The organism is Arsukibacterium sp. (assembly GCF_018402695.1).
Taxonomy (GTDB): domain Bacteria; phylum Pseudomonadota; class Gammaproteobacteria; order Enterobacterales; family Alteromonadaceae; genus Alishewanella.
Map to the genome: position 1 here is coordinate 41167 of NZ_JAGYIM010000017.1, position 12145 is coordinate 53311.

Consider the following 12145-nt stretch of genomic DNA (forward strand, 5'->3'; position numbering starts at 1 on the left):
TACCCTGAAATTGCTGTATAGCACAAAAATGAACTAGTTTTATAAAAGGGCATGTTTTGAATATCGCTCATCTTTTAAGCTGCTTAACGCCCGCAGCACGGGCAAAGTTGAAGCGCAGCGGAGACTTTGTCCCGGTGCCTGCGATTGTTATGTGCTTCCAGCACCGAGGTAGCCTTTCGCATGCTTGGCTTCCTGAAATTGTTCAGAGCCTAAAAAAGGCCAGTAGGAAACGTCGCCGCTTGCCTGCCATTTGTCGAGAGTACTTTGACCAAATATTCCGAGAGAGACCAGTTTCAAGACATGTTCCCTAAAGCTAGCGGACGGCCATTCGTATTCGTAATCTGACTTTAGGAATAAGATCCACCTTGCGACAAGTGAACGCTCTTCGGTTGACAGCGCATCCTTTCCTTTGAGCCTGTACTCTTTCATATCACTGTAGAGACACCAAGCTCCATGATGGAAGACCTCTTTCACGGCATTGTCTTCCGATAGAGGCAGCGCGTCCTCGAACTCGTCATTCGTAATTCTTCCCGAAGCCAACGCACGAATTAGCTCCGCCAGCCTGTTTCTTGCTTCTCTGTCGATCATGGTTTACACATAACGCAAAGCACACGGGCGGCGAGCCGCGCAGCGGGTTGACGTCCCAGCGACCGTAAGGAGCGAGTGATGAGCTTTGTTAGCCATTTTTATTTAGCCTTTTAGTAAACATAGCGTAGCTTCGCATTGTTTCCTCAAAGCAAGGCTTCGTTATTTTTTCTAATTCATTTTGAATTGTTTCTAACTTAGAGCGAATTTCGTCTTCGTCATTCAACATATCCCAGAAAACCCCTTCGTGTTTGTTCATGTCATCTAAATGCTTTTCAAACTCTTGCTCTGTCATATGGACCCTGCCTTGTCTGGGCCAGTAATGTGTAGCAAGCAATCGAGCCGCTATGAAAATGCTATTAAGAGTTTTATTTGTATCAGCTAAAAATCTTTTCAGTTTCTGAACCAAATGTGGCCATAAATCGATACTTCAAAGTACTGAATTGAATAAATACGCTTTTTCTACTCTCGTACCTCTCAAATACTATATAACCTCTGTCCAGCAATCCACTTTCTGCTGGACTTTCACGGTCTGATCTTTGTCGGGATTTACCTTCCTCAGTATTTGAGAATGGGACTGCTTATGTGGGCAATTGTGTCTTTTATTTCAAAAAACAGTGCTAAGGCATCTTCAGCTAACTCTAGCTTTCTCTTTCCGATATATTCTCGTTTCCAAGCGTCTACACCAGATATAATTGCCCAGCGAGGCTGCAATAACTGCTATCGCTTGTCCTAAATTCGCCAATACTTCCATTCTCTCTCCGTACGGCTAACGCTCAAAGCAGCTGCGCGGTACGCGTCGGCTGGCTTTACTTGTTATATGCAAGTTATCTGATAAACGGACCATGCATTTGGTTGCTACCATCCAAACCATTGTAGAGCCCTATAAAAATAAGAACCGGTTTCAGTGTTTTTGTATAAAAGATAGGCTAGCCCATCCATCATTTCGATGTGTTTAATCTCACAAATACCCTCAAACTCTTTGCCTAGTTCAAAAGGCACATAAGATATAGAGTCTTGACTTTTTTCAATTTTTTCGTAAATGAATGCCGTATAGCCCTCGTCACAAGCACTAATTTGAGAAGCACTTGCAAAAGGTACAATTAAGAGCAATGAGAACTAGAAATTTACGCATAAGTTTCCTTGCATATAACGCACGCCTAAACGGCGAGCAACTTGTTGCGAGTCCAGCGGCCGCAGGCCGCGATGTTTAAGGCACTTGTTATACAACTTTTCGCCTATGAACTGAACGCCATGCAAAGATTGAAACTACTAAGCCAATTAGTAACGACGCCAAAGTTAAGAACACATAGTAATTATTAAACTCATTACTGAGTGCATAAAACGAATAGCTAAAAACACACCCAAGCAAACCGCCGACGGACGCACCAACTGCGCCATAAATTTGTAGTGATTTAACCATTACGGGCTCTAAGCACTAAAAGTGCAGGAAACAAAACCACTGGCACTAATATGAGCGGCAGTACTACCATAACAAGTAATAAAAAAGGAACGTAACCCACCGCTAAACCCTGTATGTTGTATAACGCCGCAAGCGGCGGCGAGCGATTAGCGAGTCCAGCGATGCTGACTTGCCTTGTTATGTTTCTTAATGCTTAACATCACTTTGCAGTATCAAAATTGGTGGCTGATTTGGCACAACAAACTCTTCCAGCTCTCCTAAAATTTCTTTGAGTTTAGCTTCGTCCTGTTTATAACCACCGATTACAATACTGATTTTTTCATTATTCGATTTAGCAGCATCGACCTTGGCATTGAAGATAATCTAATGTGACGTCCTTACCATTTAGCGTAAGAGATTGCTGCTTAGTTATTCCAATATGTAACTCAAGTGCAAATGGTGCTTCCGAAAAAGCGCCAATGCCAACAAAGTTAATGTAAGTCTCATTTTTCACCTCAGAACATAACGCTTTAAACAGCGGAAAAAGCGAGCGCTTTGGCGCAGCCAGCGAGTGCTTTTCCGCTGATTTACCGTTAGTTGCCGCAATGCTCAAGAACATCTTCCTTAGTTTTTAAAATCGTACTTTTAGCATTTTCAGATACGGGTTGATAATGCTAGGTAATCATCAAGCTGTTTCAGTAGAACTGCAAACTATGGCATTAACCGCTTTGGCCGCTTCCACTGGATTTTTCCGCATGAAGTGTCTGCAATTCCATAAGAAGGCTAATTTGAAACTGTCCTTGAAGCGCTTCACCAGTTTGAGCATCTTCAAATAACACAGTAAGCAGACCCACTTTATCGTTCAATTTAAATATCACAACTGACAAAAGAACACACAAAGCTAATCAACATAACATTCAGAATGTAACTAAAACTCTTCATGGATAACTAACGCCGCCCACAGCGGCGAGCGTAAGGAGTCCGGCAGCCAAAGGCTGCGAACTGATGGAGCCTTGTTATACGCAATTTGCATTAGTGACTCCCATATTGCACCTGCCAATACAAGTACACCAAACCTAAAGAGCATGAAAACCAAGGGGCACTAAAAAATAAACAGCCACTTTTGGGTAGTAGTAAAAATATCAGGCATAACTAAAACGCACTAAAATTACTAACAAAGTTACAAGCATAAGCGGTAAGACTGCTAATGAACCAAAGTATCCAAAAACAGCTGCTACTAGTGCACCTGTATAAACGAAGTGATAATACGTCAACATGCATGAAATAACGGTTACAGCTACCGCAATACACCAAAACCGTAGATTACTCATAACTTCCCTATTGCGTATAACGCCGCCAACACAGGCCGAGCGTAGCGAGGTCCAGTGCAATGCGTTTTGCATTGCACGGTTGTGATTGGCCTTGTTAAGTGTTTGCACGGCGCATATTTCTGCCTTTGTGTGCTTTGGTACATTAACCCAGATTGTGGCGTTTGACAGCTTAGCGTGACGCCCAATCCGGAAGCTACAACACTGACAATTTGTTTAAACCAGTCGGAGTGACCCCATTTCCTCGGAGTAGGAGCTTTGAAACCTTTTACTTCATTGTCCCAGTAACTTCAGCCGCCTCTCGATAAATGTATTGATACATGGGCTTGCCGCCGCTTGCTAGCACGACAAACATTTCACCGTTTTCCTGTATCTCAATTTTGATATTTCTTCGATTTCCATAGTGACACTTAACGCTCAAGTGCAGCTGCGCGGTACGCGTCGGCTGGCTTTTGCTTGTTAGCAGCCAAAACCGGACTTGCGCGGCTTGCCGCACTGGCAAACCCGAACAACGGCACGGCTGCTTTTAATTAAAAACCTACACCGGCCAGCTGCGATACGGCGAGAGCTCAACCGGAACCTGTAAAACAGTTTAAGCGAAGCCAAGAAGAACAACGCTACCGCCACCACCGTTTGCAGCAAACCCACAAACTGGCGACCTTTGACTTTGTGGCGCCGCTAAGAAAACTAAACGCGAGCAAAGCCGGAATAAAACTACTGACCAAAACAGTTAAACCCGAACACCTGCTAACGCCCGGCTCACCGGGTAAATTTTGATGGCGGCTTTTGTGCGGCTTTATGCACAAAAGATGACGGCGGAAATTTATCCGGTGCAGCCATTGTTATCAGCTTTCCATGCTTTGCATATGGCACATACTTCCCTGTGCTGTCCAATCTTATGCCTCCGTCAGCAATAGCTTCAAGAAGCTTCCGCGAGACATTTTCCTCGCCTATTGATGCGATTTGCTGCTCCACTTTGGCAAGCAACAACGACCTCTCGACTTCAGCTCTAGCAGGATCATGGCCTACTCAGGCAATTCCCTTGTCATTATAGATCGCGAGCTCTTCAACCAGAGAAGCCAATCTTCTTCTTTTCAGCCATTCGATCATCGTCTAGTCGCTATAACGCAAAGCACACGGGCGACGAGCCGCGCAGCGGTTGGCGTCCCAGCGCCCAACGGGAGCGAGTGATGCAATAACATGGACTCCCCCTCACTATCCGGCATCGATGTGCCAAACTGAGAGCGTCAAAACAAACAGTCACAAGTGAGGGGAAGTCGCATGGAACAGTCTATACGTTGTGGGGTTGATATTGCAAAGCTGGTGTTTCAAATTCATGGCGTTAATGCTAAATCCGGTGAAACATCGATGGTAAAGAAGTTAGCCAGAGGCGAAATGCTGCGCTTTTATGCCAATAAACCACCGATGCTCATTGGTATTGAAGCCTGTGGTGGCGCACATTATTGGGCGCGTGAACTCACTAAACTAGGCCATACGGTAAAGCTGATGACACCGCAATATGTCGCACCTTACCGCCAGTGGCGGTAAAAACGATGCCAATGATGCCGAAGCCATTTGCGAAGCGTTGACCAGGCCCAATATGCGCTTTGTAGCAGTTAAATCAGAATCACAACAAGCAGTATTAGTCATGCATCGTATGCGTGACCAATGGGTGCGTGAGCGCACTTCACTGATGAACCAAATCCGCAGCTACCTGCACGAATTTGGTATCGTAATTAATCAGGGCCGTGCAGCGTTAGCCAAGACATTACCCTTGGTGGCTGAATCGGAAACCTTGCCACTGCTGTTTCGCCAAAGCATTGCGGATTTAGCTGATAGGCTGACTGATTTGGAGACGCGGATTACTGCACTTAACAAACGGATTGAAAGCTGGAGTAAGCAAGATAGCACAGCAAAAGCACTACTCGAGGTCTGTGGTGTCGGTAGCGTTACCGCCAGTGCAGCAGTAGCAACGGTCGGCGATGTGTCAGTATTTAAAAACGGCCGGCAATTTGCCGCCTGGCTCGGTTTAGTACCAAGACAGAATTCATCGGGTGGTAAAACACAGCTCGGAGCCATTACCAAACGTGGCGACCGTTATTTGCGAACACTGCTGGTGCAAGGCGCCCGAACAGTAATGCTGGCAGCGAGCAGAGCTCAAAAATCCACACAAACGACACCGATGTTTGAATGGATTTATAAGCTGCAAGAGCGACGGCCAAACAATGTCGTGGCAGTCGCTATCGCCGCAAAACAGGCCAGAATGCTCTGGGCAATTATGGCAAAACAGCAGCGGCAAGATGCGCAAGGCTTATCAACATGATGTAGCAATACAATGTAGTAAAACAGTAAGTTAACGACAACTCTCAACCAAAGAATTGCACTACAAAGCGGATAAAACAAAGCGGCAACGACCGTGCACAGGAAGGGCCTGATAACAATCCCGGTATTCATTACCGTTGATGCGATGAGGCACCTGTGCGCGAAAGTTATCAGGGCTGGAGCATGGCTAACACCATGAAACTCACGAGCCGAATAGACGTATGCAGTCATTCACCGCCAAGTTTGATCACTTTGTTCTTGCAATAGAGGGGGAGTCCATAGACGTATTGTTAGGCATTTTTTACACCTAAAACTAACCACTGCTGCCATGAACCTAGAGCAAACAGGCCGCCAATAAACAAACATATACCAGAACTAATTACCCAAAACGTCAGACTATTTTCTGGGAACATCGGCATTAACCCGACGAAGGAAACGCCACGAATTAAAAATATACTGGCAATGAGGATTAGCGCCAATTTTGTAAGCGGTAAACGTTTAATTGCGCCTGCGCCCGACAGACCGTAAAGCGCCCAAACCAGAAGTACCAAGACGATAACAGAAGTAACGATTGTTGGGTACCAAAGCCCTTGCTCTGCCATTTGGGCCATCTGCTCACCTGCACCAAAGAATCGATACCAATCGCCTCCGAAAACAATACAGCCAAGATGAGCAAGTGCGGCAGCAAAACAACATATTGCCGCAGCCAGTAAATACTTGTTACTTGAAGCGTGCATCTTTCCTCCTTGAATGCCTAACGCTCGCAGCACAGGCCGAAAACCGCGCAGCGGTTGAGGTCCAGGCCATGCAATGGCCGTTTGTGACTGCGCTTGTTAAACTGTAATTGTATAACCACTTACCGTTGCTCCAAAGTAACTAAATGCTAAGACTAACTGCCAGACACCAGAGATCCGAAAATGCAGCCAATTTTTGTTACCACTTTTTTTCAGTACATAAGACTTATACACGAAATATGTGCCTATAAAGCTATAAGGAGCACTGAAAAACACTGACAATATATAAAATGGAAACCCTAGTATAAAAAGAAACTTAAAACTCGAAAAGAATGCGCTATCGTACAGCGGTCCTACAGTACACATATAGCCAAGAAAACCAAATGTAGCCAAAACGGGAAATATGTATAGGAGAAATCTTGTCAAAATTACACCGTAAGAAGTTTAACGCAAAGCTTTGGGGCGGCTGGAGCGCAGCGTAAGCCGTCCCAGCCACGATAGTGGCGACAATAGCGTCTTGTTAAGTGTTTTTGCGCCGGTCATTATTTAAACCTTGGTGAACAATACTGACATAGCCCGCGATCATCTAATTCCATTACTGGGAACATACTCTCAAAATTAACTTTTGGGATATTTTCTGGTGTTACTGGATCTCTCCCATACTGCCCACACGCACCACACTGCCTTATCCATTTTTTTGTTCTCGGATCGCGCAAGAACCATTCCTGAGTTTTGGTTTCAGTTCTCATAGACACTTAACGCATAGCACATGGGCGGCGAGCCGCGCAGCGGGTTGGCGTCCCAGCGACCGAAGGGAGCGAATGATGCGCATTGTTATGCCGTTTCACTTTGCTTCCTTAATATAGAATTTGAAATAGCTGGTATAGCAAAACCACCAAAAACTAATAGTAATACCGACACAATGATACCAGCTTCAAAAATCAGGCTGTTATTAACAAATTCCCACCCGAGAAACAAAGGTGCGAACCATGGGAAAATAATCATCGCGACATAGATTAAAAGAACACGTATTTTCCAGCTGCGGCTCCCATTACCTTTGATAAACCAAATCGTGTTGATCAAAATCGATAACAGCAAGACTGGTAAAAGAGCAATTATTCCTGCGCCACCATAAGTCATATCAGAGCCTTAACCAGCTAAACGGCATAACGTAGAGCTTTGCGGCAATTTTGTAGCCGCGAAGCGGTGGAGAAATTGTCCGACAAAAGCGACTGGTTAAATGTCATCACTTCGTCGCAAACATGTATATAAGCCAAGCTGCCACTGACAATCCCAGAGCCCAAATCACTATCTGATGAATTTTTGGCTTGCGAAAGGTTTCGGGCCAATTACCGTCCGGGTTATTGGATCCACCAGGGGAGTCATCCTCCACTTTCGCGATCAGGCCATTAAGGAGCACGGCTATAGCGATAACAGCGATTACCCCGACTAACTCCATGCTTCAGTCCTGTACATTTAACGCCCGCCACAAACGCGAGCAACTTGTTGCGAGTCGAGCGCCCAAAGGGCGCGTTTTTGATGGCGCTTGTTATACAACTTTAACACCATGCTCCCCAATAAGTTCTTGTAAAACATCTTTTTTAATCTTTGTAAGAAAAGCAAACTCTCTGAAGTTTGTCCCTACGTTTGATTTGAAATCAATAAGAGTACCAATAGGGCCAAGATTATAAGGTCTAATTTCGGCTAGAGATGCCAGTGCTAAGTGATCAGGGAAAAAGCCATAGCTATAAAGTGTCAATTTTTCTTTGGATAGAACAAAAACAGGCATAGTTAAAGCTTTAATAGTCAGTAGCCACAATAAGCATCCTACGCCTGAGAGCAAGAATACTGTTACCGTCGGTTCGATATTTAAAATAGAGATCAGGAAATATTCCTTTTCCGCTCCCCAACGATTGCCACGAGCATCTAAAAAAAAAGCAAAAGCATATGCGCCAAAGGGAACGGCAGGAACCAGCCAAATATGCAGAAAAATAGATTTAATGAGTGAAATCTTTTCTGTTTTTCCATTTCGCCAGATTTTCACAAGTCTTCCTTAAGTTGTATAACGCTTTGCTAATTGGCTGCCGCAGCGTAGCGTAGGCAGTCCAGTGGAGGCCACGCTTTTCGTGGCCGGAACGAAATTAAGCAATAACATGGACTCCCCCTTACCATCCGGCATCGATGTGCCACACTGAGAGCGTCAAAACAAACAGTCACAGGTAAGGGGAAGTCGCATGAATCATTCTATACGGTGCGGGATAGATATTGCAAAGCTCGTGTTTCAAATTCATGGCGTTAATGCTAAATCCGGTGAAACAGTGATGGTCAAAAAGTTAGCCCGGCACGAAATGTTGCGTTATTTCGCAAATAAACCACCGATGCTCATTGGTATTGAAGCCTGTGGTGGCGCACATTATTGGGCGCGAGAACTGACTAAGCTCGGTCATGAAGTAAAGCTCATGACACCGCAGTATGTTGCGCCTTACCGGCGTGGCGGTAAAAACGATGCCAATGATGCCGAAGCCATTTGCGAAGCCTTAGCCAGGCCGAATATGCGCTTTGTCGCTGTTAAATCAGAGTCACAACAAGCGGTACTGGTGATGCACCGCATGCGTGAGCAATGGGTGCGCGAACGCACCTCACTGATGAACCAAATCCGCAGCTACCTGCATGAGTTTGGCATTGTGATTAATCAGGGCCGTGCAGCGTTGGCCAAGACATTACCCTTGGTGGCTGAATCAGAAACCTTGCCGCTGCTGTTTCGCCAAAGCATCGCGGATTTAGCTGATAGGCTGACCGATTTAGAGACGCGCATTGATACGTTAAACAAACGGATTGAAAGCTGGAGTAAGCAGGACAACACGGCTCAAGCGTTGTTAGCCCTATGTGGGGTTGGCAGTATTACTGCCAGTGCCGCTGTTGCCACTGCGGGTGATGTGTCAGTATTTAAAAACGGCAGGCAATTTGCCGCCTGGCTAGGTTTAGTGCCCAAGCAAAATTCATCCGGTGGTAAAACAATACTTGGCGCTATTACCAAACGCGGTGACCGCTATTTGCGAACACTCTTGGTTCAGGGCGCCAGAACCGTGATGCTGGCAGCCAGCAGAGCGCAAAAATCCACCCAAACCAATCCGATGTTTGATTGGATTTACGCCTTGCAGGAACGACGGCCCAATAATGTTGTTGCAGTGGCTATCGCGGCCAAACAAGCCAGAATGCTGTGGGCCATAATGGCAAAACAGCAACGGCAAGCGCAAACAGGTTTAGCAACATGATGTAGCAATATATAGCGGTAAAATAGTAAGTTAACGACAACTCTCAACCAAAGAATTGCACTACAAAGCGGATAAAACAAAGCGGCAACGACCGTGCACAGGAAAGGCCTGATAACAAGTTAGGTACAGCAGTACCGTTTGAGCGATGAGGCACCTGTGCGCGAAAGTTATCAGGGCTGGAGCATGGTTGACACCATGAAACTCAAGAGCCGAATAGACGTATGCAGTCATTCACCGCCACGTTTGATCACTTTGTGCTTGCAATAGAGGGGGAGTCCATAGAGGCACTTGTTAGGCATTTTCTGGCACCGAATAAACAGCAAATATTCGACACGGCCCAGGTTCACAGCCATCGAAGGCTTTGTTTTCTAAATGAGCTTTGGCTTCCTCAAGGCTGGACAGAAGACAATGCTTGTTGACTTTAAGCTCTTGCGCCATGTGGTTACATGAAAGATAAGAGCATTCTGGCGCATTTCCATTGTAGAGAGACACTACATCAAACCCTTCAAGCACCTTTTCCCTTGGCACCTTCACATTAGTTTCGAATGACTTCTCTGGTTCAAATTCTTCCCATTCCGGTTCATCTTCATAGCATTGATATTCATACACCTCGTAATAGAACATTCTTGTTCCGGACATATCAATGCCGTGCTCTTTGGCCAGATCATTTATTACTTCTGGTGAGTCAAATAACCAATAGCCGTTGTGTTTCCAGAATTCGATGTAATCGGCAAAATCCTTTGATGTACAGTTGCTGACAGAATACAAATCTTTAACTTGATCGGTATTGAGCCATTCAGGTTTCAATTCAACTCTTTTTGCCATGTATCCAACTGGAATCATATGTATTGCCTAACGCCCCGCGCATGCGCGCGAACTTGTGAGCGTCGCAGGGGCCGCAGGCCCCGAATGACGCGGATTGTTATACCTGCTTTAAGCCACTTTTAAAGTGCTTGTATAATTTGTGCACCATGGGCTCAGACGCAGCCGATAGATACTTTATAAATGCTTCAGGTGAGGCAAACATTTCATCTAAGGTTGCTGAGTAACCCGGCGCAGGCGGCATTGGTATCGCGTTATAAGACCAAACGACTTCACCTTGTCCGTTCGATAACTGGCCAGAAATGTTGAATAATGCGTTGAACTCATCAGAAAATCCGTGCTTCATACCGAGTACAACTACGTTTAGTGTAAGAACAAGCTTGTTAGGTGAGTCTTGTGTGAAAACTATTGGCAAATTATCCGATTGGACTTTATTTTTAAACTGACTGCGAACCAACTCGTTGAGACTGATATTATTCTGTTCCATGTATTCAAGAGCGAACTCTTTAACACCTTTTCCATCTCCAGCTGACGTTGCAAAACCAACCCCAACAAACTGCACATCAACAGTGCTAACAGAGTGCAACATCAAATTATTATCTGGATTGGACTCCAGCCTTACCGTTTTAAGACCATTAAATGTTTCAGGTTTTAATTTTACAGTCGGCACAGAAGAACAACCGGCGATAACCAGAACTAACAACGGTACAATAACTTTAAGGTTCAATCGTATTCTCCCAGTAGGTATAACGCTCGCAGCACAGGCCGAAACCCGCGCAGCGGTTGAGGTCCAGGCCACGCAGTGGCCGTTTGTGACTGCGTTTGTTATAACTCACTGTAATCAAGCCTAACCTTTAACAACTCACTGACTTTTTGCAGATCCGTAAGGATTAGAAAAGGTCCTTGTAGATTTCCTTGATGCTGTGATGTCTCTTTGACCATTTCATATGAAATGCCATTTAGTAGACGACAGCTTTCGATTATAGATGTTTCACTTGGCAACCCGAGCACCCTCGCGAAAGCTGAGTAAAATGGGATCGACTGACTCTTCGATAGAATTGTTGAAATTAGTACTTTGAGTTCATTCTGAAGCTCTAGCGATGCATTAGCATTGGTGATTTTGGCCCTGTATCTCAAACAAAATGCCGACAAATTACCCAAGCTTTCCTTAAAAGAAACTATTGGCTCCAAGACCAGTTTCAAAATAAATTGCCCCAAAACAAATACTGAAACACCAGCCAGAATTGTGAAAAAAACAGAATCTTTCAACTAACTCTCCTTGAGTTATAACGCCCGGCTCACCGGGTAAATTTTTGATGGCGGCTTTTGTGCGGCTTTATGCACAAAAGATGACAGCGGAAATTTATCCGGTGCAGCCGATTGTTATAGCTTTCCATGCTTTGCATATGGCACATACTTCCCTGTGCTGTCCAATCTTATGCCTCCGTCAGCAATAGCTTCAAGAAGCTTCCGCGAGACATTTTCCTCGCCTATTGATGCGATTTGCTGCTCCACTTTGGCAAGCAACAACGACCTCTCGACTTCAGCTCTAGCAGGATCATGGCCACTCCAGGCAATTCCCTTGTCATTATAGATCGCGAGCTCTTCAACCAGAGAAGCCAATCTTCTTCTTTTCAGCCATTCGATCATCGTCTAGTCGCTATAACGCCCAAATTT

The 12145-nt window shown here is 45.2% G+C and carries 11 protein-coding genes and 2 pseudogenes; 2 read left to right on the top strand and 11 right to left on the bottom strand.

Annotated elements, in window-relative coordinates; all coding sequences use genetic code 11:
• Positions 1-147: 147 nt before the first annotated feature.
• From KG631_RS10710 to KG631_RS19230, 4 genes and pseudogenes are all read right to left on the bottom strand, one after another.
• Positions 148-588, bottom strand: a complete 441-nt coding sequence (locus KG631_RS10710) for a hypothetical protein (RefSeq protein ID WP_213999725.1) — start codon at positions 586-588, stop codon at positions 148-150.
• An 88-nt stretch (positions 589-676) separates the two neighbouring features.
• On the bottom strand, positions 677-880 hold the full coding sequence (locus KG631_RS10715) for a hypothetical protein (RefSeq protein ID WP_213999727.1): 204 nt from the start codon (positions 878-880) through the stop codon (positions 677-679).
• A gap of 1459 nt (positions 881-2339) precedes the next feature.
• On the bottom strand, positions 2340-2600 hold the full coding sequence (locus KG631_RS10720) for a hypothetical protein (RefSeq protein WP_213999729.1): 261 nt from the start codon (positions 2598-2600) through the stop codon (positions 2340-2342).
• A gap of 714 nt (positions 2601-3314) precedes the next feature.
• Positions 3315-3587, bottom strand: a pseudogene (locus KG631_RS19230) (hypothetical protein); the annotation flags it as partial.
• Between the two features lie 1009 nt (positions 3588-4596).
• Between KG631_RS19230 and KG631_RS10735 the strand changes: the two are divergent.
• Positions 4597-5638 (top strand): annotated as a pseudogene (locus KG631_RS10735) (IS110 family transposase).
• Positions 5639-5927: 289 nt separating this feature from the next.
• Here KG631_RS10735 and KG631_RS10740 read toward each other — a convergent pair.
• The 3 genes from KG631_RS10740 to KG631_RS10750 all read right to left on the bottom strand — a co-directional run bounded on the left by KG631_RS10740 (position 5928) and on the right by KG631_RS10750 (position 8415).
• Entirely contained in the window at positions 5928-6374 is a 447-nt protein-coding gene (locus tag KG631_RS10740; protein ID WP_213999732.1) for a hypothetical protein, read from the bottom strand.
• Positions 6375-7205: 831 nt separating this feature from the next.
• A complete protein-coding gene (locus KG631_RS10745; protein WP_213999733.1) occupies positions 7206-7511 on the bottom strand; it encodes a hypothetical protein in 306 nt (101 codons plus the stop codon).
• Between the two features lie 409 nt (positions 7512-7920).
• Positions 7921-8415 carry a hypothetical protein gene (locus KG631_RS10750; RefSeq protein ID WP_213999734.1) on the bottom strand — a complete coding sequence of 165 codons (495 nt, stop codon included), beginning with the start codon at positions 8413-8415 and terminating at the stop codon, positions 7921-7923.
• A 190-nt stretch (positions 8416-8605) separates the two neighbouring features.
• Between KG631_RS10750 and KG631_RS10755 the strand changes: the two genes are divergently transcribed.
• Entirely contained in the window at positions 8606-9646 is a 1041-nt protein-coding gene (locus KG631_RS10755) for an IS110 family transposase (protein WP_213999735.1), read from the top strand.
• Between the two features lie 291 nt (positions 9647-9937).
• Here the strand turns inward: KG631_RS10755 and KG631_RS10760 are convergent, their stop codons facing one another.
• From KG631_RS10760 to KG631_RS10775, 4 genes are all read right to left on the bottom strand, one after another.
• Positions 9938-10471 (bottom strand): hypothetical protein, encoded by a 534-nt coding sequence (locus KG631_RS10760; RefSeq protein WP_213999736.1) that lies wholly within the window; start codon positions 10469-10471, stop codon positions 9938-9940.
• A gap of 97 nt (positions 10472-10568) precedes the next feature.
• The gene (locus KG631_RS10765; RefSeq protein ID WP_213999737.1) at positions 10569-11195 is read right to left on the bottom strand and encodes a hypothetical protein; all 627 of its coding nucleotides are present in this window, start codon (positions 11193-11195) and stop codon (positions 10569-10571) included.
• A 98-nt stretch (positions 11196-11293) separates the two neighbouring features.
• Entirely contained in the window at positions 11294-11737 is a 444-nt protein-coding gene (locus KG631_RS10770; RefSeq protein WP_213999738.1) for a hypothetical protein, read from the bottom strand.
• A 114-nt stretch (positions 11738-11851) separates the two neighbouring features.
• Positions 11852-12118 carry a hypothetical protein gene (locus tag KG631_RS10775; protein WP_213377564.1) on the bottom strand — a complete coding sequence of 89 codons (267 nt, stop codon included), beginning with the start codon at positions 12116-12118 and terminating at the stop codon, positions 11852-11854.
• Positions 12119-12145 lie beyond the last annotated feature (27 nt).

What these genes read in the sequence shown, in the direction of transcription:
- KG631_RS10710 (WP_213999725.1), bottom strand. Translation starts at nt 588, where the DNA reads ATGATCGACAGAGAAGCAAGAAACAGGCTGGCGGAGCTAATTCGTGCG.
- KG631_RS10715 (WP_213999727.1), bottom strand. Translation starts at nt 880, where the DNA reads ATGACAGAGCAAGAGTTTGAAAAGCATTTAGATGACATGAACAAACAC.
- KG631_RS10740 (WP_213999732.1), bottom strand. Translation starts at nt 6,374, where the DNA reads ATGCACGCTTCAAGTAACAAGTATTTACTGGCTGCGGCAATATGTTGT.
- KG631_RS10745 (WP_213999733.1), bottom strand. Translation starts at nt 7,511, where the DNA reads ATGACTTATGGTGGCGCAGGAATAATTGCTCTTTTACCAGTCTTGCTG.
- KG631_RS10755 (WP_213999735.1), top strand. Translation starts at nt 8,606, where the DNA reads ATGAATCATTCTATACGGTGCGGGATAGATATTGCAAAGCTCGTGTTT.
- KG631_RS10760 (WP_213999736.1), bottom strand. Translation starts at nt 10,471, where the DNA reads ATGGCAAAAAGAGTTGAATTGAAACCTGAATGGCTCAATACCGATCAA.
- KG631_RS10775 (WP_213377564.1), bottom strand. Translation starts at nt 12,118, where the DNA reads ATGATCGAATGGCTGAAAAGAAGAAGATTGGCTTCTCTGGTTGAAGAG.